Origin of the sequence: Dorea sp. ICN-14282, assembly GCF_037890115.1 — a bacterium.
GTDB lineage: Bacteria > Bacillota > Clostridia > Lachnospirales > Lachnospiraceae > Dorea_B > Dorea_B phocaeensis.
On the sequence record NZ_JBBKBH010000001.1, the window covers coordinates 958,256 to 981,045 of the forward strand.

Consider the following 22,790-nt stretch of genomic DNA (forward strand, 5'->3'; position numbering starts at 1 on the left):
TGTATACTTTAGTGTATCGCATGCGCATAAATCTGTCTATTCATGTAATTAAATCTTAAAAATCTTTAAAAAATCTTAATTTTTTAAAAAAATTACAGAGGAACCGCTGATCATTATGTAATCCAGCAATTCCTCTGCTTATCTTTTGTCTTTTAGTCTTTTTTCTTTTTGTACCTATTACTCTCCAAGTCCGCCTTCAATAGCCTCTACCATTGCCCGCATGGCCTCTTCCTCGTCTTCTCCTTCGCAAGTCAGCTCGATCTCATCACCTTTTTTGATACAAGCTCCGAGAACACTCAAGACACTTTTCGCATTTGCACTGATATTGTCATACTCAAATGTCACCTTACACTGGTATCTACTTGCCATATTGCAGAAGATTCCTGCCGGTCTTAAATGAAGACCTGTCGGATTCATAATTGTAACTTTCTTTTTAATCATAATCTTTCCGCCTATTCTTTTTTCTTACTTTCCAGTACAATGCTGATGCTTGCCTCATCCACTCTTGTGCATCCTTCTGGAAGTTCGACATCTACAGGCACTGTATAAGTTCCTGGATCTTTATAATCTTTTAAATCAATACTGACTTTCTTCGCAATAGAATATACATCCAGGACTTCACTTGAACCTCTGATCTGAATCACAACATCGACAGCGTCTTTATAACTCATATCGAGATCATCCGCCAGGTTTTTCACCATGATGGCGTTCGTCGGCACTTCAAAGGTTCTTGCCCCTGGCTGCTCAATCGTAATGGAGACTACGATACTGTCCGTTGTATCATCCACAAGCTGGACTCCCTCCGGAAGATAATCTGAAATATCAATCACTCTTTCTGTCCGCTCTGTTAGATCCGTGGCCGACAGGGCGCTTGCCGGAATATCAATTGCCGTCAAATCCTTGATCTTCTTCTCATCTCCCGTTACCTGAACCTCTTTTGGTTCGGCTTTAATCTCTCCAATCTTATAGCCTTCCGCAGCCGTAATTCCAGAAGTGTCTAAATTGATTGGTATGCTTTTAATCTGATATAATTCTACATCGACAGTCAGACCATCTTCGCCCAAATTGTTGGACAACTGTGCCTGATCAATTACGTTATTATTCACATCATACAATACCAGTCCTGCTTCCAAAGTTGCATTCTCAGAAAGACCGGATACATTCACTTCTGCCATAACTTTGTTGATACTGTCAATCACAGTCTTCGGACCTGAAATCGTAATTTTCTCCGGATTTGCACTTAGGTCACCAATAATATATCCATCCCTCGGTGTTCCAACACTGGTTGCCGTAATCGGGAAATTATTCTTGGTCTCAGCATCAATCTTAACCTGGAGATTTCTCGGCGATGCTATCGCTTTTGCATCCCTTCCATTCTCCCCCTTAATAGATACTGAAATTGGAATCTGGGTTCCCAACGTCAGTTCTTTAAAATCTGCAGTTGCCACAATATCTTCCGCATCAATCTTACTCAATTCCGATCGTTTTGCTGTCACCGTCACATCCACTTCCGACGTACCGTCCAGAATCTGATAGGTGCTGTTATTATTCGTAATAACTTCTGTATTCACCACTTTTACCGGAATATTCGTATACGTTTTATCCGTTTCCGGATCATCTGTATTAACCACCAAAAGCCACGTAAAAGAAGCAATCAGGAAGGCTACCACTTTCAGACCCAGATTACGCGTTAGTTTTTCTCTCATCTTTGCGCCTTCCTTTCCACCATGCTGCTATTCGGTTGTATTCTGTCTTTTTGTCCTGAATCTCGATCAGCTTCTGCCGCAGTTCTTCTTCAGAAATATTCCGAAAAATCTGTCCTCCCTGAGCCACAGATACTGCTCCCGTCTCTTCAGAGACTACAACGATCAACGCATCGCTGACCTCGCTCATTCCAACCGCTGCCCGATGTCTGGTTCCCAGCTCCTTGCTGATTCCCATGTTATCTGTCAACGGAAGATAACAGGTTGCCGATACAATACGGTCTCCGCGCACGATAATTGCACCGTCATGAAGCGGCGTATTATGCTCAAAAATATTGATCAGAACCTGACTGGACATCAGGCAATCCATTTTAATTCCTGTGCTTTCATATTCTGTAAGACGAATCGCCTGCTCTACAACGATCAACGCTCCCGTCTTTACCTTTCCCATTGCATACGCAGCTTCGATGATGCTCTCTCTCGTCTCCTCACTGAAACGACTCTTTTCACGATTGGATTCAAAAGGAACAACCGAGGTGAGAAATTTCTTCTCTCCCAATTTTTCCAACGCTCTTCGAAGTTCCGGCTGAAACACAACGATAGCTGCTGTCGCCATAACTGTCGCTGCATTTTTCGCAATATATAAAATCGTATGCATTTTAAAGATGGCCGCTAACAGAATGAACACTGCCAGCACGATAATTCCCTTCATTAACATCCAGGCTTTTGTATTCTTAATCCAAACCATCACCTGATAGATCAGAAATGTAAGAATCATCACCTCTACGATATCGGTAATCTGTACATCCGGAAAATAAAGATCTCCGGCATACTTTTCTACAAACCGTCCCAGCCATTGCTCCATTCTGTCACCTCCTTCTTTGATAATTCGGAAATCTCCCAAGTGCTACTTTAATCGTCCAGATTCAGATCTTTTCTAAGACTCTGTGTCAGAAGCATCTTATCTACTTCTCTCATATCCTGAACCTTCACACCCGGTCCCTTCTTCGGTGTACGTTTGGACACCGGTTTTTCCCGCTTTCTTTCTGCATTCTTTCTCACTGCTTCGGTATCAATGATCTCTGTCTCCTGACGTTCATTGATCCGTTTTACCGTTTTTTCCGGTGTGCTTACAGACACTTTCGGTATCGCTTTTACATAGTAATAATATTCATCATCTTCAAACTGAAGGCTTTCACTTCTTGCATAGTCCACCGTAAAGAAAAACAATTCTAAAATCAATCCAACAACGATCGCCACCAGGCTTCCACCAATCAGTGCGCCGTATGAAGTATGTACTCCAAGTGCAATATCACCCACTGCAATTACGATCACATTTACAACTGCACCTGCAATAATCGCAATCTTCCAAGCGTGATCTACCGCCTGTCTGCGAAGGCTGTATACCACAAAACAGGAAATCGCGAAAGCAATGATTACAATCCACATTTCCTTACTTTGGAACACCTGCTTTGCATATTTGGTAATCTGTGTCATCAGTCCTTTTGCCCCGCTGCCTTCCAATGCAGTAGACGTCTTTTTTACATATTCCATCATATAATATACGATCGTTCCGCAAGAAGTTGCCACCAGGCTTGACGGCGCAAATGCCAGCCCGCAGACAATCGGAAGAAGATACGGGATCTTCAGCGCGAAGGCAATCGGCGTCAGCAATACTAAAAACGCCATCTTTGGAGCCAATCGAAAGAAAAAGCAATACATCACCAAAAATACAACCGCTGTTACTGCAAACACTCCTAACGACAGTGAAAACATATGCGCAAGAAGCAGCGCAGTTGCCATTACAACCGTCGCCATCAGAGGCAGAAAAGTACAAATCACTGCCAAAGCCACCGTAATCACCGGCGAAGATGCAGCCTTCATAAATCCCACGTTCTGATTAATCAAAAGAAATGCTACCAGCGCCAACAAAAACTGAAGTCCTTTATCAAATATTTTGGAATGCCGTCCATAAATCGCCTGCAGCCGTTCCCGAAGTACATATACATTATCCATCTATCTCTTCTCCCTTTCATATAGCTTCAAAAGTCTAGTCAGATCATGATTATATTTCTTCACTCTCTGCCTGGACTCTCGATGTTTTTTATTGAAAATATGACTTGCAATCACTCCGTACAGAATCAATAGAAACAGATATACAAGCACCAAAATTCCCAGCATCAAAAACATCATTCCAAAACTCATACTGCTCAGAAAATTGTCCATTCCTGCCAGAAAAATAAGTCCCACTGCACAGATATATCCGACGGTTACCCATATAATCGAACAAATCGTATGCAAACTTGCATAATCCTTTCGATAATAAGCACTGACCTTAAAATCTTCCTTTCCCTGTGTCTGTTCATAAAAAGCAAGACGGGTCATGAGTTTTACTTTTTTTTCATCTAACATAATCCACCTCAAAATGTTCTACAGTGATTTAAACATCATTTTTAGTATAACAAAGATCAGTATCCTTGTCCAATACTTATAGTTAAAAAGTAAACTTTTTCCACCCCGCATTTCTTCAAAATTCGAGCTGCGGCATCTATTGTATTCCCCGTTGTATAGATATCGTCCACCAGTAAAACACAAGGTACCGGGAGGAAGCTTTTTCTGACGGCAAATGCTCCCATCAGATTCCTTTTTCGCGCCTGAGTCCCCAACATCTTCTGCGGATCCGTATCCTTCCATCTGGCCAGATTTTCTGTGTCTACCAGAATCCCCAAGGTTTTTCCTATTTCCTCCGCAAGAATCTGTGCCTGATTATAACCTCTTTTTTTCATTCTTTTTCTATGTACTGGAATTGGCATGATCAGATCCGGCGCCCACTTTCGGATGGTCTGTTCATAGACAGACACCATTTCTTTCGCAAGCAGAGCACCGTATCTTCTTTGATTATGATACTTGAACTGATAAATAGATGTACTGACAGGAGGTCTGTGAACCCAAACGCTCACGCCTCTGTCGTACCAATGATGTGCATGCATACAATCGTAGCAATATTCCTGTTCTGGCTGACTGACCGGCTTGCCACACTTCATGCATCGTGGATGCACAATGCGCAATTGATCCACTTCTTTGCGGCAAGAAGTGCAAATCCCCGATCGATTTACCTTCCCGCAAAATGGACATACTTCCGGCCACAACCACTTCCCGACTGCTTCCACTATTTTTAAAACAGCCCCCTTCACGTTCTTCCAATCTATCATTGTAATTCCCGGATTCGTTCATGAAGGCTGGTATTGCGGTCCTGCTCATTCGCATTACGGATCATTTCCTGAAAAACCATATCGCTTCCGACCAGCGTCACGCAATGCTTCGCCCTGGTAACCGCTGTATACAGAAGATTTCTGTGATACAGCTGCCTCGGTCCCTGCAGAAGCGGAATCACAACTGCAGGATATTCACTCCCCTGTGATTTATGTATGGTAATCGCATAAGCCAGTTCCAATTCTTCCAGCAAATTATACGGATACTTCACCATCCTCTGCTCGTCGTATTCTACAGTCACCGTCTCCTCATAGGAATTGATTTCTTTCACAATTCCCATATCACCGTTAAAGACTCCAACCCCTTTGTCTATCGTCATCCCATAACGGGTGGAAACTTCCCATTCCAGCTGATAGTTGTTTTTTATCTGCATTACCTTATCGCCTTCCCGGAACAGACGATCTCCGTATTCCTTCTCTTTCTTTCCCTTTTCCGGAGGATTCAAATACTCCTGAAGAATCTTATTCAGACGTTCTACTCCCAAAAGCCCTTTTCTCATAGGTGTCAGCACCTGAATATCATATGGCTTTGCATGAACATACTTAGGAAGCTTTTTCTGAATCAATGTGATCAGCACACTGATAATGACATTGGGATCCTGTCTTTTCAGGAAAAAGAAATCCCTGCTTTTATTATTAAGCTCTATCGCCTCTCCCCGGTTAATCTTATGTGCATTCATCACAATATCACTTTCCCCTGCCTGACGAAAAATCCGAGTCAGCATTACAACTGTAAAACACTCAGATGCAATCATATCTTTCAGAACACTTCCCGGTCCCACACTTGGAAGCTGGTTCCTATCTCCCACTAAAATCAGGCGGGTTCCCGGAACAATTGCCTTTAAAAGTGCATATATTAACGGAAGATCCACCATAGACACCTCATCGATAATGATCACATCATCTTCCAAAGGATTTTCCTCATTTCGCTGAAATCCAGTAGGACTGTCTCCCTCCGGATTTCCATCTACCTCCAACAGCCGATGAATGGTCGAAGCCTCATATCCGGTAGCCTCCGTCATTCGCTTAGCCGCCCGCCCTGTAGGCGCCGCCAGCGCAATATTCAGCCCTTCGCTTTCAAACAAATGAATCATAGCATTGATCGTCGTTGTTTTTCCCGTTCCCGGTCCTCCAGTCAGCACCATAAGTCCACGGCGCACAGCTTCCAGAACCGCCGTTCTCTGCATGTCGTCCAACACCATTCCCGTATTGTCCTCAATGGAGTGAAGCCTGCGTTCCAGCAAAGCCTCATCCACTTCACAATCTACATTCAGATCATGAAGCATTTTCGCCGTATTCATCTCCATGTAATAATAATGAGCAGAATATACTCTCATTCCATCTTCTGCTTCTTTCAGCACAACCTTCTTCTCCATTGCCAGATCCATCAGATACTTTTCAATATTCTGAATCTCCACCTGAAGCAGCTGTCCGGTTCGGTAAAGAAGCGCTTCCTGCCTAAGATAAACGTGCCCCTCTCCTACGCTTTGAAGCAGCGTATAAAAGATTCCGCTTCGAATTCGGAAATCGGAATCTGTGTGAATCCCAACTTTTGACGCAATCTCATCTGCTGTCTTAAATCCAACTCCCGGCACATGATCCGCAATCTGATAGGGATTTTCTTCAATCACACGATATACAGTTCTCCCATAATGCTGATAAATTCTGGCTGCTAAGGTTGTAGAAATCCCGTACTTCTGCAAGTATAGCATCGCCTGACGCATATCCTTCTTCTCTTCCACCTGTACTGCAATTTCCCGCGCTTTCCGCTCACTGATCCCTTTAATTTCCGCCAATCTTTCCGGCTCTTCTTCAATGATCCGAAACGTATCTTCACGAAACTTCTTGACAATCCGCCCTGCCAGCGCAGCGCCTACTCCCTTGACCGCTCCGGATCCTAAGTACCGTTCGATAGACACCAAATCCTCTGGCTCGCACACAGTGGACTCTTCCACCTTAAACTGTGTTCCATACAGTTTATGTGTAGTGTAACTCCCTTCCAAATGTAGAAGTTCTCCTTCTTCAATATAATGAAAATTACCGACACAGGTGATTTCTCCTTCGTCATTATTCAAATTAAATACGGTATACCCATTCTCTTCATTCCGGTATACAATGTGTTCTACATATCCCTTTATACTTTCCATTCCACTCTAATTTACTCTTTATCTTATCGTTTTACCGTTCCTTGCGTCCACCCATGAACTCCACGAATTGTCCCGTTCCAATTGCAACGACCTTCATCGGTTCTTCCGCCGTCATGGTATTGATCCCGGTTCGCTCCTCAATCAATTCTTCCAGTCCCCGAAGCATGGCTCCGCCCCCTGTCAGAACGATTCCTCGATCCAGAATATCCGCTGATAATTCTGGCGGTGTACGCTCCAATACGCTGATCACCGCCTCCACAATCTGTCCCGTCGTCTCCCGAAGGGCCTCTTCCGTCTCCGAAGAAGTCACTGTCACCGTCTTTGGAAGACCTGTAACTAGATTACGACCGCGCACTTCCATTACTTCTTCCTCTATCAATGGGTAAGTGGTCCCGATCTTAATCTTAATATCCTCTGCCGTCCGCTCTCCGATCAGCAGATTATGTTTTTTACGCATAAACCGGACAATTGCCTCATCAAAATCGTCGCCTGCTATTTTGATAGAGGTATTTACAACCGTTCCTCCAAGAGAAATCACCGCAATATCCGCGGTTCCTCCGCCGATATCAACAATCATATTGCCACAAGCCTTTGAAATATCAATTCCTGCTCCGATTGCAGCCGCCACTGGCTCTTCAATCAGATGAACCTCCCGCGCTCCTGCCGCATAAGTTGCTTCCTGAACCGCCTTCTTTTCCACTTCGGTCACTCCACTCGGAACACAAATACTAATTCTTGGCTTTTTAAACATCCGCTTTCCAAGAGACTTCTGAACAAAATATTTAATCATTTTTTCTGTTACAGTATAATCTGAGATGACACCCTGACGCAGTGGTCTAACCGCAATAATGTTTCCCGGCGTGCGCCCCAGCATCAACCTGGCTTCTTCGCCGATTGCCTTGATAGTGTTACTGTCCCGGTCAAATGCAACTACCGACGGTTCTTTCAGAATAACCCCTTTTCCTTTCACGTACACCAGGACGCTTGCCGTACCCAGATCGATTCCAATATCTACTGACATTCTAGTTCCCCTTTCATGATACTGTCTATATGATCATCCTTCGTTCATTTGTTGTTTTCTTCTTGCGTGTACGTACCATTATAATCAAATTTCCCGAAAATGGAAAGACCTATTTATCGCTCCAGCATTGACCTGATATATTTCCCTGTATAAGAAACCGGACTTGCCGCCACTTCTTCCGGTGTTCCCTTTGCGATTACAGTACCGCCTTTATCTCCACCTTCCGGACCAATATCAATGATATAATCTGCCGTCTTGATCACATCCAGATTATGTTCAATTACAATGACCGTATTTCCATCCGAAGACAGACGTCTTAAAATCTCTGTCAACTTATGGACATCCGCAAAATGAAGTCCCGTTGTAGGCTCATCCAAAATATAAATCGTTCTTCCGGTACTTCGCTTACTCAATTCTGTTGCCAGTTTAATTCTCTGAGCCTCTCCTCCGGACAAGGTTGTAGAAGGCTGTCCCAAACGAATATAGGAAAGTCCCACATCGTACAATGTTTCCATCTTCCTACGGATACTCGGCACATTTTCAAAGAAATGAAGTGCCTCTTCCACCGTCATGTTTAGTACGTCGTAAATACTCTTTCCTTTATATTTTACTTCCAATGTCTCGCGATTATAACGTTTTCCTTTACAAACTTCACACGGAACATAGACATCCGGCAAAAAATGCATCTCAATCTTCAAAATTCCATCTCCGCTGCACGCCTCACACCGTCCGCCTTTCACATTGAAACTGAACCGGCCTTTCTTATAGCCTTTGGCCTTCGCATCCGGCGTTGCAGCAAACAAATCCCGGATCAAATCAAATACTCCGGTATAAGTCGCCGGATTAGACCGCGGCGTCCTTCCAATCGGTGACTGGTCAATATTGATTACTTTGTCCAGCATCTCGATTCCCTGAATCTCTCTATGCTTTCCCGGAATCGTTCTCGCACGATTCAATTCCTTCGCAAGACGCTTGTAAAGGATCTCATTTACCAAAGAACTTTTTCCTGAACCGGAGACTCCCGTAACACAGGTCATCACTCCCAATGGGAATTCCACATCGATATTTTTGAGGTTATTTTCGCTGGCTCCGATAACTTTTAGCCATCCGGTAGGCTCTGCTCGGTACTCGGGCACAGGAATCTTAATTCTTCCACTTAGGTATGCACCGGTTACCGAATTTTTATTCGCCATAATTTCCTTTGCTGTACCTTCTGCTACTACTTCGCCTCCATGCTCTCCAGCCCCCGGTCCAATATCTACAATGTGATCCGCTTCCCGCATGGTATCTTCATCATGCTCCACTACAATCACTGTATTTCCAAGATCTCTTAAATGCTTCAGAGTACCAAGGAGCTTATCATTATCCCGCTGATGAAGTCCAATACTTGGCTCATCTAAAATGTAGGCCACTCCTACCAATCCGGATCCAATCTGTGTCGCAAGACGGATTCGCTGAGCCTCTCCTCCGGACAAACTCCCTGTTGCCCGTCCAAGTGTCAGATAGTTCAAACCCACGTCAATCAAAAAACGAATTCTGGCATTGATCTCTTTTAAAATCTGTCCTCCGATCATCTGCTGTTGCTGATTCAGCTGCAGCTGATCTAAAAATTTCTGTAATTTTTCAATTGACATTGCCGTTAGCTCCGCAATATTTTTTCCACCTACCGTCACAGCCAAGGCTGCCGACTTCAATCTTTGGCCTCCACATTCATGGCACGGCGTAATCCGCATAAATTCTTCATACTCCGCCTTCATAGTCTCCGATCCGGTCTCCCGATATCGGCGTTCCACATTACGAATTAACCCCTCAAATGCCACATCATAAATTCCTTCGCCCCTCTGACCCTGATAATGAACCTTCACTTCTTTCCCATTCGTTCCATGAAGCAAAACATCATGAATTTTCTTGGGGTATTTGTGAAATGGAGTATCCAGAGAAAATTTATATTCTTTACTTAATGCATCTAAGATCGCATATGTGAAGCTTTTCTTATCTGTGCAAGACTGCCATCCCATCACCGCAATCGCTCCTTCGCTGATACTTAGATTTTTATCTGGAATCATCAAGTCTTCATCAAATTCCATCTTATAACCAAGTCCAAAACATTCCGGACACGCACCAAATGGATTGTTAAAAGAAAAGCTTCTCGGCTCGATTTCTTCAATACTGATTCCACAATCCGGGCAGGAAAAACTTTGACTGAAATTGATCGGCTCTCCATCAATCACATCCACAATCATCAGACCTTCCGCCAAATGCAGGACATTTTCAATGGAATCTGTCAGACGCTTTTCAATTCCTTCTTTCACAACCAGACGATCCACAATAATCTCAATATTGTGTTTAATATTTTTATCCAACACGATCTCTTCCGAAAGTTCATACAGGCTGCCATCTACACGTACCCTGACATAGCCGCTTTTCTTCGCCTGTTCCAAAAGTTTTGCATGGGTTCCCTTTCTCCCCCGTACCACCGGAGCCAAAAGCTGAATCTTCGTTCTCTCCGGCAGTTCCATAATCTGATCCACCATCTGATCTACTGTCTGCTTTTTAATCTCTTTCCCACACTTCGGACAATGCGGAATTCCAATTCGTGCATACAAAAGACGAAAATAGTCATAGATCTCCGTCACCGTTCCCACCGTGGAACGTGGATTTCGGTTCGTTGACTTCTGATCGATGGAAATTGCCGGCGATAAGCCTTCAATACTTTCCACATCCGGCTTTTCCATCTGCCCCAAAAACTGTCTTGCATAAGAAGACAGAGATTCCATGTAACGGCGTTGTCCTTCCGCATAAATGGTATCGAATGCCAGCGATGATTTTCCGGATCCGCTAAGCCCTGTCAACACCACCAGTTCATCCCGCGGAATATCAAGATCTATATTTTTTAAATTATTCTCATTCGCCCCTCGAATCTTAATATAATGTCTGCTTTTATTCTTATCTGCCATACTTGTCCTTTCGTACCTATCACTTTTACTTTATAGGATTGCCTGCTATTCATTCAGCATCCGCTTTAATTCTACCAATTTATCACGAAGCTCTGCCGCCGCCTCAAAGTTTAACTCTGCTGCCGCCTTTTTCATTTGCTTCGTCAGTTCTTTGATTAATTTCTCCAGTTCCTGAACACTCATGGATTCCGGATCTTTCTCCATTCTAAGCTCTTCTGCTGCCACCTTCTTCGAAACTGCAATCAGATCCCTCACGCTCTTCTTAATCGTCTGCGGCGTAATTCCATGTTCTTCGTTATACTTCATCTGCACCTTCCGTCTTCGCTCGGTCTCTTCAATGGCCTGCTTCATAGAATCCGTCATTACATCTGCATACATGATCACATGACCTTCCGCATTACGCGCAGCCCGTCCGATCGTCTGAATAAGAGATGTCTCGGAACGCAGGAATCCTTCCTTATCTGCATCCAGAATCGCTACTAAAGTAATTTCCGGAATATCGAGCCCCTCTCGCAGAAGATTGATTCCTACCAATACGTCAAATACATCCAGACGCATATCACGGACAATCTCTGTCCGTTCCAACGTATCAATATCCGAATGAAGATAACGAACACGAATTCCTAATTCGCGCATGTAATCCGTCAAATCTTCTGCCATCCTCTTCGTCAGTGTGGTAATCAAAATCTTGTTTTTCTTCGCAATCTCTTTATTCACTTCACCAATCAGGTCGTCAATCTGGCCTTCCACCGGACGCACTTCCACTTCCGGATCCAAAAGTCCTGTCGGACGGATTACCTGCTCCGCCCGAAGAAGCTCATGATCCGCTTCGTATGGTCCTGGTGTGGCTGATACAAATAATACCTGATCAATCTTACTTTCAAATTCATCAAAGCTTAGCGGACGGTTATCAAGGGCTGACGGAAGTCGGAATCCATAGTCTACCAGTGTCCGCTTCCGCGACTGATCTCCATGATACATTCCTCCCACCTGCGGCACCGTCTTATGAGACTCATCAATCATAATAATAAAATCATCTGGAAAATAATCCAAAAGAGTCAACGGCGGCTGTCCTGCTTCTGACCCCGTCAAATGTCTGGAATAGTTCTCAATTCCTGAACAGAAACCCGTCTCTCTCATCATTTCAATATCGAAGTTGGTTCGTTCAGAAATCCGCTGCGCCTCCAGTAATTTTCCTTCACTTTTGAAGTATTTCACCTGTTCTTCAAGTTCCTCTTCAATCCCTTTAACTGCGCGTTCCAAATCTTCTTTTGAAACCACGTAATGTGATGCCGGAAAAATTGCCACATGGCTTAGTTCGCTTTTAATCTCCCCCGTCAGCACATCTACCTTCGTAATGCGGTCGATCTCATCTCCGAAAAATTCAATCCGAACTGCCATATCCGCCTCATTGGCCGGTATAACTTCCACAACATCTCCCCGCACCCGGAAGGTACCTCGCTTGAAATCCATCTCATTCCTGTCGTACTGAATATCTATGAGCTGGCGCAGAACTTCATCTCTGTCTTTTGACATCCCCGGACGAAGAGAAACCATCATCTTCTCAAAGTTTTCCGGCTCACCCAACCCATAAATGCAAGATACACTGGCGATGATAATAACATCACGCCGCTCAATAAGAGACGCGGTTGCTGATAGGCGCAGCTTGTCAATCTCATCATTAATAGACGAATCCTTCGCGATGTACGTGTCAGAGGATGGAACGTAAGCCTCCGGCTGGTAGTAGTCGTAATAGGAGACGAAATATTCTACCGCATTATTCGGGAAGAATTCTTTGAACTCTCCATATAGCTGGGCTGCCAGAGTTTTGTTGTGGGCTATAATCAATGTTGGTTTATTTAATTGTGCGATGACGTTCGCCATCGTAAATGTCTTTCCCGAGCCGGTGACACCAAGAAGAGTCTGGCATTGATTGCCTTCCTGAAAGCCTTTTACAAGCTGTTCGATGGCTTGAGGCTGATCGCCGGTTGGGGCATATTCTGATACTAATTCAAAATGATCCATGAAATTCCTCCTATGAATCTATTGTCTTCATTCTCTCTGGCTATTATATCAGAATATAAAATAAAAGTACAGAACCAACCGAATGTTTGTTCTGTACTTCTTTTTCTTGAATCCTATCCGTTTTGTTTTTTCCATATCATCAGATATTCTTTTTCTTTCGTATCTTCGTCTATGCCTTCTTCCTGTGCCTGAAACGCTTCCCTCTGATAAAAACGGATTGCATTCTCATTTTTCTGGTACACGCGAAGACTTAATTCTTCTTTTCTCTTTTTGACAAAATCAAGCAGCTGTGTTCCAATCCCCAAAGACTGGTCCTTGCTTCTTACAAAAATCCCGGCAATGTAGGTATCATCCAATCCCACAAATCCTCTGATCTCCTGTTCCGTCTCATAAACGTAGACTTCCGCCTGCAAAAGCATTTCCTTTACCATGAGATAATGCTTCTCCCAATAGCTTCCCGGAATGAAGTCATGCGCTTCTCTGTTGGTATCCAACCAGATTTTGGCCGTCTGTTCCAAATCTTTATTTTCTAATCTGCGAATCATAACGTCTCCTTTATCCTTGTTCCAATATCAAAAATTCAAAAATCTGCTTATTGCTATTTATCTTTAAAAACAATCTTATATTCGTCCAGATCATACTGGCTTCCAAAAAAACCTTTCAGCATTTCTTCTGCATTGCTCCGGGCATTCTCCAATAGTCCGTTTGCAACGGCATCCGTTTTTGCATTCTCTTTCATTTTCTTAATAGCATCATTATTCTCATCCAGCTTAATCGGACTAAAAATACTCTCTTTTTCATGGTATACTTTGAAAGAATCCAAATCCAACTCTGTACTTAGCACCTTTGCTTCCGGAAGTTTCACTTCTATGTTCTTGCCTTTTAATTCCCATTCGATCTCATTGAAATTGTATCCTGCTTTGATAACGATATCATAACTATATACATATTTGCTCTGGGTAAACGGAATCTTTGCTCCAAATATCGTCCTTGCATCCTCTGTAACATTGACCTCTGTACAGTATGCGGACTGTGTTGCCAGTTCTCCGATATCTTCAAAACCTATTTTCGTCGTCTTGCTTCCTGAATCAATCACTTTTCCGAATCCGAGTGCCACCACTCCAAGGACGGAAAGAATGATGACTATCTTTATAATTAATGTAAAATGCTTTCTAAAAAATCTGAATTTCTTTCTTTTCTTCTGACATTGTCTTTCCCACATCCATTCTATAAAATTACCATCTCTCCATTTACGTCTGCAAACCAACAATTTGCCCCTTCTTCCAGCTTCGCCTGCCCATTTGTCCCTTCGATCAGCTCTGCCTTCATACGCTCAAGCATCGTCTCCGGAACCAATACGTCCAGTTCTACATGATCTGTATATTGGGAGTCCAACGTTCGGATTCCCATTTCACCCAACAGATATTGAATCTTTCCAAGTCCGGTATAATCCGTTTCTATCTTCAGTTTAACCCCTGGAATTTTGGTTATAATCACAGAAGAAGCAAGTCCTGCCTTAACAGACGCTGAATATGCACGCACCAATCCGCCAGTGCCCAGAAGAGTCCCTCCAAAATACCGGGTTACCACCACTGCCACATTACGAATTCCTTCGCCTTCCAATACTTCCAGCATCGGGCGGCCTGCCGTTCCGCTTGGTTCCCCATCATCACTGCAGCGCTTCAATTGTCCCTTCTCGCCAATCACATAAGCGGAACAGTTATGGGTTGCGTTCCAATATTTCTTCTTCATCGCCTCAATAAAGGCCAACGCTTCCTCTTCACTCTCCGCTGGAATCACCGTTGCAATAAAACGGGACTTTTTTTCTATCAGTTCTCCCTCTCCGCCTTCATATACTGCCTTATATTCCTCTGACATACGATCGTCCTTTCACCTTTTCTCTGCTTTTTATGATCATTATAATCTATTTCTTAAGAATTTCATACTGAAATATGAAGTTTTCATTTTCTTCTTTATTAAACAATGTTTCTTTGTTATAATAACCTAGTATGAAGGAGGCCAGAACTCATGAATTATGGTAAGAAAAAAGCTTCTCAGAAGCAGAAAAAAATAACATCCAAAAAATCCATGCAGGGAAAACGTGTCGGTGTCCGACTCTTCAAAGCGCTGATACTTTGCGTCCTTGTACTTGGTGTTGTTGGAATGGTTGGTGCCGGCGTCTTTGCAAAAAAGATCCTGGACAACACTCCCGAGGTTTCCCCGGAAGATGTAAAACCAAAAGAATTTACAACCTTTGTCTATGCAGACGACGGAGCCACAGAAATTGAACGTTTCGTTGCTTCTGGTTCCAATCGTGTATACAAACCAATCGACCAAATCCCAAAGGATCTGCAGCACGCATTTGTAGCCATTGAGGACGAACGTTTTTACAAACACAACGGTATTGATCTACAAGGTATCGCCCGTGCTGCAATTGTCGGCATTACTTCCGGTAATTTCTCCGAAGGTGCCAGTACATTAACCCAGCAGCTGATCAAGAATAATGTCTTCCCGAACTTTACGAAAGAAAAGACATTTTACGATCGGCTGGAGCGAAAACTTCAGGAACAGTTTATCGCACTTGAAATCGAAAAACAGATGAGCAAGGATGAAATCCTGGAAAGCTATCTGAATACCATCAACCTTGGACAGAATTCCTTAGGCTGTCAGGCTGCCGCAAAACGTTACTTTGGTAAAGATGTCAGCGAGCTGACCCTTTCAGAATGCGCAGTCATTGCCGGAATTACGCAGAATCCGACCGAATACAATCCGATTACCAATCCGGAATCCAACAAAAAACGGCGTGAAAAGGTGCTGCGGAATATGCTGGATCAAAAATATATTGATCAGGCTGCCTATGACGAGGCTATTGCCGATGATGTCTATGCCAGAATTCAGACTGTCAACAGTGCAACCACAGATAACTCTCCATATAGTTATTTTGTTGATGCATTATCCGACCAGGTAATTACGGATCTTGAGACACAGCTTGGATACACAGAAACCCAGGCATACAATGCAGTTTACAGCGGCGGTTTAAGTATTATTTCTACGCAGAATCTTTCCATGCAGCAGATCTGCGACGAAGAAATGAACAATGATGCAAACTACCCAGGATTAAAAGAATATGGCTTAGACTGTGCCATTACCGTTCGTCGAGCTGATGGAACAGTAGAAAACTACAGCTCCGGTCATATTAAACAATATGTAAAAAATGCTTACGGAAAAGAACAGGGTCTTCTCTACTCCAGCGAAGAAGAAGCGCGTGCCATGGTGGAAGAATGGAAAAGCACCATCGCCCAGGAGGGAGATACCTACGATGAAGTTATCAACGTTACTCCGCAGCCACAGGCCTCTGTAACTGTTATTGATCAGGCTACCGGCCAGATCAAAGCCATGGTCGGCGGACGAGGCGTTAAGTCTACAAGTCTTGGTCTGAACCGAGCTTACAAAGGTTCACCAAGGCAGCCCGGATCCTGTTTCAAGATTTTAGCATCCTATGCTCCTGCTCTTGATTCTTGTGGAAAAGGACTTGCAACCATTATAAAGGACGAGCCTTACACCTTGAAAAATGGCCAGCAGCTTCGTAACGCGAATGGACGGTTTACGGGAAACCGAACTATCCGCGAAGCAATCACCTGGTCCATCAACACCTGCGCCGTAAAACTCAGTGATGAGATTACGCAGGAAGTGGGAATGGAATACTGCGAAAATCTGGGAATTAGCACTTTGGTAAAAGAGAAAAACATCAATGGACAGATCTTCAGCGACCTGACCCAGACGCTTGCACTTGGTGGTCTGACAGATGGTGTCTATAACTATGAAATGTGTGCAGCCTTTGCAGCAATTGCAAACGGCGGAGTCTACAATACACCAACTTTATATACCAAGATCCTGGATCACGACGGAAATGTTCTTTTGGAAGGCACAGGAGAATCCCGTCAGGCTCTCAAAGCAAGTACCGCTTATTTACTGACAAGCGCAATGGAGGACGTTGTAAACTCCGGTACCGGTACAGCCTGCAGAATTCCAAATATGCCCGTTGCCGGAAAAACAGGTACTACAACGAGCAATATTGACCTCTGGTTCTGTGGTTACACACCATATTATACCTGTGCTGTCTGGGGCGGATATGATGATAACAAGGAATGTGGTTACGATACCAACTTCCGTTTCCGATTATGGCAAAGTATTATGAGCCGTATCCATGCCGGACTGGAACCGAAGGATTTCACCATTCCTTCTACGATCAAACAAGAATCTGTATGTGCACTTACCGGTATGCTGGCCACCTCTAAATGTCCGACAAAAACAGAACTATTTGCAACAGATTCTCCAACAAACAAAGCCTGCACAGGTCACGCTGGTTACAGTTACAACCATCCGACAGAGACGGATGAAGATACCGACAGCGATACAGACGATGAGGATACAACACTTACGGATCCGAACACCGGTGATGCTACTACACCACCGACAGATCCAAATCCAACACCTCCGACAGAGCCTCAACCAGAACCGGAGCCGGAGCCTCAGCCGGAACCACAGCCAGGCGCCTGACGAATATCATTAGTTTTTACTGAGCAATAAAAATACACCCTATCCAAACAGATAATTTTCTGCCTGGAAGGGTGTATTTTTATAAGGCAATCCCCGGATGCAGTTCTTCCAATATTTCCCCTAACTGCTGCCTTCCTCTTTTGTCTGGTACATTTCCGAAAAACTCTTCTATCCATTTTTGTTGTCGATCTTCTTCCCTTTCCCTGAAAAACTCCGAAACCAAAACGCCGTTTTCCTCTCCATCCATCTCCCTACTTTGAACTTCTTGCAATTCTCTTTCAAACTCCTGCGCATATTGGTTCCACAGTTTGAAACTATACGCATCAAATCCCAAAAACTCCGTGAGATAAACCAGTCGCTCGAACTCCCCAAACGTCATCCTGCGCTGCCCCATCAGAAGTTCCCGGTCCTTTTTTCCACAAAAAAGCAAAAACGCAAAATATTCCACCTCCTGCTGATGCATAATCATCACCTTTCTTTGTCTCACTTTTACAACCGATTTTATTCCTAATTCTCCACAAAATCAATAGAAAATCCTAAAAATCAATACGTTTCCATTTATTCGTTCTATCTATATATCCTTTCGATTATTCAAAAAAGCAATTAGACTTTCCTATCTTTCCCGCTATATACTTATTTTATTAATATCTACGATCTATAAGGAGAAACTATGACTTACGAAGAACTGAAAAAAGAAATGGAAAAATATCCAGACACCATGAATAACATGGAACGGATGAAACTTTACGCTGCGGGCATGGAAGTTGACCGTATTCCTTTTTCCCTCGCCGGAAACGACAGCTATGCCAGCGTCTATGGCTATACCCAAAAAGAATATCGAGAATCTCTGGATCTTCAATTTGATGTGGCAAACCGTGCAAAAGAAGACTTCTGCGGAAGCGGAATGTTTGCTTCCACTTCGCTAAACTTACGCGGTGTCGGCGAAGCTTTAGGATCAAAGGCTGTCTATCCAGATAACGACTTTGATCACCTGACAGACTTTATTTTAAAAGATTATTCCCAGTTAGATCAGCTCGTATTCGATCCAGAAACCAATCCATTTCTGCAGAAAAAAATCAGAACGGCCAAAGAAATACTAAACCGCCAAGGCGGAAAAGGCATGGTCATTACCGGAGGCGCCGGTCCTATGACAACAGCAATCTCTATTCGTGATGCTAACGATTTTATGCGCGACTTGGTAAAAGATCCCGAAAATGCAAAGCGACTGTTAGATTTTTCTGTAGACTGTACCTTAAAATGGATTCGCTATAATAAAGAACAATTTGATTCCATTGCGGTTTCTCTCGCAGATCCTGCAACAAGCACGAATCTGTTAAGCCCCAAACTCTATCAGAAATTTTCTAAGCCTGCCACCCATAAACTACTGCAGGGGATCAAGGAAATTACCGGTTCCATCCCAGGAATTCATATCTGCGGTCGTTCCAAAAGACTTTGGCCCGATCTAATCGACCTTGGTTTTCCATCCTTCAGTGTAGATAACTGCGAAGACCTCTCTGAGCTGAAAGAAACTGTTGGAAATTACATGAAAATTTCCGGTAATGTTCCTCCGGTCTCTGTACTGAAAAACGGAACCATCGACGACGTAATTGCCTCCGTAATTGACTGTCTAAAAAAAGGCAGTGATAATCCCATGGGCTTTAGCCTAGCCATTGGATGTCAGGTACCTATTGGAACTCCACGCGAAAATCTGGAAGCATATATTTACGCCGCTAGACGGTATGGACGAGGTGCAAAAAAAGGGCATCTCTGCCGCGGTTTGTACGAGGAAGGACTCGTTTAATAATTGTCGTACTCTATCTCCAAACATTTACAAAAAAAGAAGGCCATTTCCGTCTGAGCATTAAATTCACTCATCAGGAAATGGCCTATCAAACCAGTTTATTCTAAGTTTCTAGATCTTTAACCTACTCTTTTCCAAGCTTTCCTGCCACAATCCATCCAATTGCAAATGTAACCGCTCCTGTCAGAATTGCCACGATGGAAAATCCGGACCAGTCTGTCTTCCAAAGGATCGCAATCGGTGATGCTACAATCAGTCCGACAATCGCCCAATATGCATGAGTTTCTGCACGTTCAAAGATAAACTCAATAATCTTGGCGATCAGGAAGATTCCAATTACCACGCCAATTCCAAAAGGAATCAACACTAGCATATTGTCCATAATTCTTCCCATATCAAACGCTGTAAGAGCATCCACCGTATCATTGATACACTCTAAAATCGTATTGTAATATCCAAGAATCATCAGCATCATAGAACCGCTGACACCCGGAACCACCATAGTTGCTGCCGCAATCACGCCAACCCCGAACAATTTAATGACATTGATCAGGCTGAAACTTACGTCCGCTGCTACGCCTTCTGTCTCTCCCATAAGTGCCATTGCAACAACGATGGCAAAAAATACGAGGAACGCAACAATCATTCCCGGCTTTACTTTCTTTCCCTTCACATGTGTGCATATGAACGGAAGACTTCCAACGATCAGCCCGCAGAACAAGAGATTGGTCTGAATCGGAAACATTTCAAAACAGAATTCCAAAATCCTTGCCACTATCACCAGCGCTGCCCCAACACCGACAAAAATCGGAATCAGGAAACGAAGGCTTTCCTTAAATTCTTTCCTTAAATGGGTAATGGAATGAATCAGCTTATCATAGATTCCCATGGCAACCATCATCGTGCCGCCGCTGACTCCGGGAATAATATTTGCCACGCCAATGACAATTCCCTGCAAAAACTTCTTTAACATAAATCTCTCCTTTATTTCTTCATATAATCTTTCAAAAATGCAACGAACGCTTCCATCTCTTCTCTCGTTCCAATCGTAACTCGTAGGTATTGTTCAATCCTCTTACTATTCCAATGCCGCACATAGATGTCATGTGCTTTCAACGCCTCAAACAACTCCTGGGCATCGTATTCCTGGTGGGTGATAAATAGGAAATTCGCGCCAGAATCGGTCATCTGAAATCCCAGCTTTCTTAATTCCCCTGCCGTCCATGTCCGGGTTTCTATTAATTTGCGAATGCATTCCTCAAAATATGCCCGGTCTTTCAACGCCTCCACACCGCAGATCAAAGACGTCTGATTCATCGTGTAGGAATTAAAAGAATACTTAGCATCATTCAGATACCGGATCAACAAAGGATTACTAATCGCATATCCAATCCGCATTCCTGCCATAGAACGCGCTTTGGAGAAGGTCTGAACTACAATCAAATTATCATATCTGTCAATCAATTCCAGCGCAGAACGCCCTGCGAAATCCACATATGCCTCATCCACAATAACAATGACATCCTGATTACGGCGGATAATCTCCTCCACCGTGTCCAAGCTTTCATAAATGGCCGTCGGCGCATTAGGATTCGGGAAAATAATACCGCCATTTTCCTGAAAATAGTCTTCCTTCACCAGTCGGAAATTTTCATCAAGTTCAGGACAACTATAAGGAATCCGATACAAATCCGCCCACACCTTATAAAAGGAATAGGTAATGTCCGGGAACAAAATCGGCTTTTCTGAATTAAAAAATGTCAGAAAGCACATAGCCAGAACATCATCCGAACCAACCCCTACAAATACCTGATCCTCCGCCACACCATAAAACTCTGCCAATTCTTTGACCAGTCCTGAACAAGCAGGATCCGGATATCTGCGGAATGCGTCAGTATCCATCCCACGCAGTACTTTGGCAACATTAGGCGCCGGAGGATAGGGATTCTCATTCGTATTCAGCTTCATTACTTTGCGCTGCGGCTGCTCCCCTGGCACATAAGGTTCTACTTTCCGAATATTTTTTTCAAATGCTTTCATAATCCATCCTCTTCTATGTATGTTAGAAATACTCTTTCGCCAATTCCTTAAACTTTGGAAGGGCATTGACAATCGTCTCATAGGATACACAGTATGCAAGTCTTACATATCCCGGACACGCAAAAGAGCTTCCTGGTACCATCAAAATATTGTACTTTTTGCCTGCCTCACAGAATGCCTTTTCATCTTCTACCGGGGATTTTACAAACAGGTAGAATGCACCTTCTGGTTTGATACATTCAAATCCGCAGTCCCGAAGTCCAGCGTAAAGAGTCTCTCTGTTACGGTCATAATAAGAAATATCTGTCTTTTCATTCAGACATTTTGCAACCACCTTCTGCTGCAGCGTTGGCGCATTGACAAAGCCTAAGATCCTAGTTGCCACATTTGCCGCCGACCGAAGGTCTTCACTGTCTGCCACCTCATCTGGAATTACCAGATAGCCGATTCGTTCTCCCGGAAGGGACAATGATTTACTGTAAGAATATCCTACGACTGTGTTCGCATAATACTTAGTCAGATACGGAACTTCCACACCATCATATACCAGCTCCCGATACGGCTCATCAGAAATCAGATAGATTTCTGTTCCATATTCCTTCTGCTTTGCTTCCATAATTGCCGCCATCTTCTGAATGGTCTCTTCTGAATACACTACGCCTGTTGGATTATTTGGTGTATTTACGATCACCGCCTTGGTCTTTGGCGTAATCTTCTGCTCAAATTCATTAAGCTTCGGCTGGAAAGTATCTGTATCCGGTGAAATCTCCACCAGCACACCATCGTAGTTGCTGGTGTAAGAGCGGTATTCGCCGAAATAAGGAGCAAATACAATGACTTCATCACCCGGATTGATCAGACTCTTTAAAATCACATTTAAGCCGCCTGCCGCACCTACCGTCATTACAATATTCTTCCCTTCAAATGATGTCCCAAAACGATCATTTAAGGACGTTGCAACGGCTTCTCTGACATCTGCATATCCACTGTTACTATTGGTATATCCATGAAGCACAACCGGATCGCTTCCCTCCAGTAATTCAAAGATTGCTTTTTTTACTGCCTCCGGCGCCGGTACATTCGGATTCCCCAGGCTGAAATCAAAAACATTTTCTGCCCCGTAAATTCCCGCAAGACGGTTTCCTTCTTCAAACATCGCTCGGATTGCAGAACTATTTGCTACCATATGTTTCATTTTCTTTGCTATCATATGCGTATTTCCTCCTTCTTTTTCTCTGTATCGATTATCAAAATGCTTCTTTAT

Annotated in this window: 19 protein-coding genes; 2 read left to right on the forward strand and 17 right to left on the reverse strand. The window is 43.5% G+C overall.

The genetic code is table 11. The features are described 5' to 3' along the window. Nucleotides 1-177: 177 nt before the first annotated feature. From WKT00_RS04495 to WKT00_RS04555, 13 genes are all read right to left on the reverse strand, one after another. Nucleotides 178-441: an HPr family phosphocarrier protein gene (locus tag WKT00_RS04495; RefSeq protein WP_173814442.1), complete on the reverse strand. Its 264-nt coding sequence runs from the start codon at nucleotides 439-441 to the stop codon at nucleotides 178-180. An 11-nt stretch (nucleotides 442-452) separates the two neighbouring features. Continuing rightward, the gene (locus tag WKT00_RS04500; RefSeq protein WP_173814443.1) at nucleotides 453-1,706 is read right to left on the reverse strand and encodes a CdaR family protein; all 1,254 of its coding nucleotides are present in this window, start codon (nucleotides 1,704-1,706) and stop codon (nucleotides 453-455) included. Beyond that, on the reverse strand, nucleotides 1,684-2,568 hold the full coding sequence (gene cdaA, locus WKT00_RS04505) for a diadenylate cyclase CdaA (RefSeq protein ID WP_101695520.1): 885 nt from the start codon (nucleotides 2,566-2,568) through the stop codon (nucleotides 1,684-1,686). The genes WKT00_RS04500 and cdaA overlap by 23 nt, the downstream gene beginning before the upstream one ends. Nucleotides 2,569-2,615: 47 nt before the next feature. Beyond that, a complete protein-coding gene (locus WKT00_RS04510; RefSeq protein ID WP_101695521.1) occupies nucleotides 2,616-3,719 on the reverse strand; it encodes a hypothetical protein in 1,104 nt (367 codons plus the stop codon). Then, nucleotides 3,720-4,115, reverse strand: coding sequence for a hypothetical protein (locus WKT00_RS04515; RefSeq protein ID WP_101695522.1), 396 nt, complete (start codon nucleotides 4,113-4,115; stop codon nucleotides 3,720-3,722). It lies immediately after the preceding gene. A gap of 56 nt (nucleotides 4,116-4,171) precedes the next feature. Then, nucleotides 4,172-4,915, reverse strand: a complete 744-nt coding sequence (locus tag WKT00_RS04520; protein ID WP_340261247.1) for a double zinc ribbon domain-containing protein — start codon at nucleotides 4,913-4,915, stop codon at nucleotides 4,172-4,174. Next, on the reverse strand, nucleotides 4,912-7,122 hold the full coding sequence (gene recD2 / locus WKT00_RS04525; protein ID WP_340261249.1) for an SF1B family DNA helicase RecD2: 2,211 nt from the start codon (nucleotides 7,120-7,122) through the stop codon (nucleotides 4,912-4,914). The genes WKT00_RS04520 and recD2 overlap by 4 nt, the downstream gene beginning before the upstream one ends. A 31-nt stretch (nucleotides 7,123-7,153) precedes the next feature. Further along, on the reverse strand, nucleotides 7,154-8,143 hold the full coding sequence (locus tag WKT00_RS04530; protein ID WP_101695524.1) for a rod shape-determining protein: 990 nt from the start codon (nucleotides 8,141-8,143) through the stop codon (nucleotides 7,154-7,156). A gap of 113 nt (nucleotides 8,144-8,256) precedes the next feature. Beyond that, a complete protein-coding gene (uvrA, locus tag WKT00_RS04535; RefSeq protein ID WP_101695525.1) occupies nucleotides 8,257-11,100 on the reverse strand; it encodes an excinuclease ABC subunit UvrA in 2,844 nt (947 codons plus the stop codon). A gap of 45 nt (nucleotides 11,101-11,145) precedes the next feature. After that, complete coding sequence (gene uvrB / locus WKT00_RS04540) at nucleotides 11,146-13,125, reverse strand: excinuclease ABC subunit UvrB (protein ID WP_340261253.1); 1,980 nt, start codon at nucleotides 13,123-13,125, stop codon at nucleotides 11,146-11,148. Nucleotides 13,126-13,238: 113 nt separating this feature from the next. Continuing rightward, the gene (locus tag WKT00_RS04545) at nucleotides 13,239-13,670 is read right to left on the reverse strand and encodes a GNAT family N-acetyltransferase (RefSeq protein ID WP_101695527.1); all 432 of its coding nucleotides are present in this window, start codon (nucleotides 13,668-13,670) and stop codon (nucleotides 13,239-13,241) included. 53 nt (nucleotides 13,671-13,723) lie between these two features. Beyond that, the gene (locus WKT00_RS04550) at nucleotides 13,724-14,221 is read right to left on the reverse strand and encodes a DUF4230 domain-containing protein (RefSeq protein WP_340261255.1); all 498 of its coding nucleotides are present in this window, start codon (nucleotides 14,219-14,221) and stop codon (nucleotides 13,724-13,726) included. A gap of 131 nt (nucleotides 14,222-14,352) precedes the next feature. After that, entirely contained in the window at nucleotides 14,353-15,003 is a 651-nt protein-coding gene (locus WKT00_RS04555; RefSeq protein WP_101695528.1) for a YigZ family protein, read from the reverse strand. 150 nt (nucleotides 15,004-15,153) lie between these two features. Between WKT00_RS04555 and WKT00_RS04560 the strand changes: the two genes are divergently transcribed. Continuing rightward, nucleotides 15,154-17,685: a transglycosylase domain-containing protein gene (locus WKT00_RS04560; protein WP_101695529.1), complete on the forward strand. Its 2,532-nt coding sequence runs from the start codon at nucleotides 15,154-15,156 to the stop codon at nucleotides 17,683-17,685. A gap of 79 nt (nucleotides 17,686-17,764) precedes the next feature. Here WKT00_RS04560 and WKT00_RS04565 read toward each other — a convergent pair whose 3' ends face one another. Next, complete coding sequence (locus WKT00_RS04565) at nucleotides 17,765-18,148, reverse strand: hypothetical protein (protein ID WP_101695530.1); 384 nt, start codon at nucleotides 18,146-18,148, stop codon at nucleotides 17,765-17,767. A gap of 207 nt (nucleotides 18,149-18,355) precedes the next feature. Between WKT00_RS04565 and WKT00_RS04570 the strand changes: the two genes are divergently transcribed. Beyond that, nucleotides 18,356-19,486, forward strand: a complete 1,131-nt coding sequence (locus tag WKT00_RS04570) for a uroporphyrinogen decarboxylase family protein (RefSeq protein WP_101695531.1) — start codon at nucleotides 18,356-18,358, stop codon at nucleotides 19,484-19,486. A gap of 124 nt (nucleotides 19,487-19,610) precedes the next feature. Here the strand turns inward: WKT00_RS04570 and WKT00_RS04575 are convergent, their stop codons facing one another. Genes WKT00_RS04575 through WKT00_RS04585 form a run of 3 tightly spaced genes read right to left on the reverse strand, consistent with a single transcriptional unit; the run spans nucleotide 19,611 to nucleotide 22,736 of the window. Next, a complete protein-coding gene (locus tag WKT00_RS04575; RefSeq protein ID WP_101695532.1) occupies nucleotides 19,611-20,459 on the reverse strand; it encodes a DUF368 domain-containing protein in 849 nt (282 codons plus the stop codon). A gap of 11 nt (nucleotides 20,460-20,470) precedes the next feature. Beyond that, nucleotides 20,471-21,526 (reverse strand): histidinol-phosphate transaminase, encoded by a 1,056-nt coding sequence (gene hisC, locus WKT00_RS04580; RefSeq protein ID WP_101695533.1) that lies wholly within the window; start codon nucleotides 21,524-21,526, stop codon nucleotides 20,471-20,473. Nucleotides 21,527-21,548: 22 nt separating this feature from the next. After that, the gene (locus WKT00_RS04585; RefSeq protein WP_173814451.1) at nucleotides 21,549-22,736 is read right to left on the reverse strand and encodes a pyridoxal phosphate-dependent aminotransferase; all 1,188 of its coding nucleotides are present in this window, start codon (nucleotides 22,734-22,736) and stop codon (nucleotides 21,549-21,551) included. Between the last annotated feature and the right edge of the window lie 54 nt (nucleotides 22,737-22,790).

Excerpts from the sequence above, each read along its gene's own strand:
- WKT00_RS04495 (WP_173814442.1), bottom strand. The coding sequence starts at position 441 with ATGATTAAAAAGAAAGTTACAATTATGAATCCGACAGGTCTTCATTTA.
- WKT00_RS04500 (WP_173814443.1), bottom strand. The coding sequence starts at position 1,706 with ATGAGAGAAAAACTAACGCGTAATCTGGGTCTGAAAGTGGTAGCCTTC.
- cdaA (WP_101695520.1), bottom strand. The coding sequence starts at position 2,568 with ATGGAGCAATGGCTGGGACGGTTTGTAGAAAAGTATGCCGGAGATCTT.
- WKT00_RS04510 (WP_101695521.1), bottom strand. The coding sequence starts at position 3,719 with ATGGATAATGTATATGTACTTCGGGAACGGCTGCAGGCGATTTATGGA.
- WKT00_RS04515 (WP_101695522.1), bottom strand. The coding sequence starts at position 4,115 with ATGTTAGATGAAAAAAAAGTAAAACTCATGACCCGTCTTGCTTTTTAT.
- WKT00_RS04520 (WP_340261247.1), bottom strand. The coding sequence starts at position 4,915 with ATGATAGATTGGAAGAACGTGAAGGGGGCTGTTTTAAAAATAGTGGAA.
- recD2 (WP_340261249.1), bottom strand. The coding sequence starts at position 7,122 with ATGGAAAGTATAAAGGGATATGTAGAACACATTGTATACCGGAATGAA.
- WKT00_RS04530 (WP_101695524.1), bottom strand. The coding sequence starts at position 8,143 with ATGTCAGTAGATATTGGAATCGATCTGGGTACGGCAAGCGTCCTGGTG.
- uvrA (WP_101695525.1), bottom strand. The coding sequence starts at position 11,100 with ATGGCAGATAAGAATAAAAGCAGACATTATATTAAGATTCGAGGGGCG.
- uvrB (WP_340261253.1), bottom strand. The coding sequence starts at position 13,125 with ATGGATCATTTTGAATTAGTATCAGAATATGCCCCAACCGGCGATCAG.
- WKT00_RS04545 (WP_101695527.1), bottom strand. The coding sequence starts at position 13,670 with ATGATTCGCAGATTAGAAAATAAAGATTTGGAACAGACGGCCAAAATC.
- WKT00_RS04555 (WP_101695528.1), bottom strand. The coding sequence starts at position 15,003 with ATGTCAGAGGAATATAAGGCAGTATATGAAGGCGGAGAGGGAGAACTG.
- WKT00_RS04560 (WP_101695529.1), top strand. The coding sequence starts at position 15,154 with ATGAATTATGGTAAGAAAAAAGCTTCTCAGAAGCAGAAAAAAATAACA.
- WKT00_RS04565 (WP_101695530.1), bottom strand. The coding sequence starts at position 18,148 with ATGCATCAGCAGGAGGTGGAATATTTTGCGTTTTTGCTTTTTTGTGGA.
- WKT00_RS04570 (WP_101695531.1), top strand. The coding sequence starts at position 18,356 with ATGACTTACGAAGAACTGAAAAAAGAAATGGAAAAATATCCAGACACC.
- WKT00_RS04575 (WP_101695532.1), bottom strand. The coding sequence starts at position 20,459 with ATGTTAAAGAAGTTTTTGCAGGGAATTGTCATTGGCGTGGCAAATATT.
- hisC (WP_101695533.1), bottom strand. The coding sequence starts at position 21,526 with ATGAAAGCATTTGAAAAAAATATTCGGAAAGTAGAACCTTATGTGCCA.
- WKT00_RS04585 (WP_173814451.1), bottom strand. The coding sequence starts at position 22,736 with ATGATAGCAAAGAAAATGAAACATATGGTAGCAAATAGTTCTGCAATC.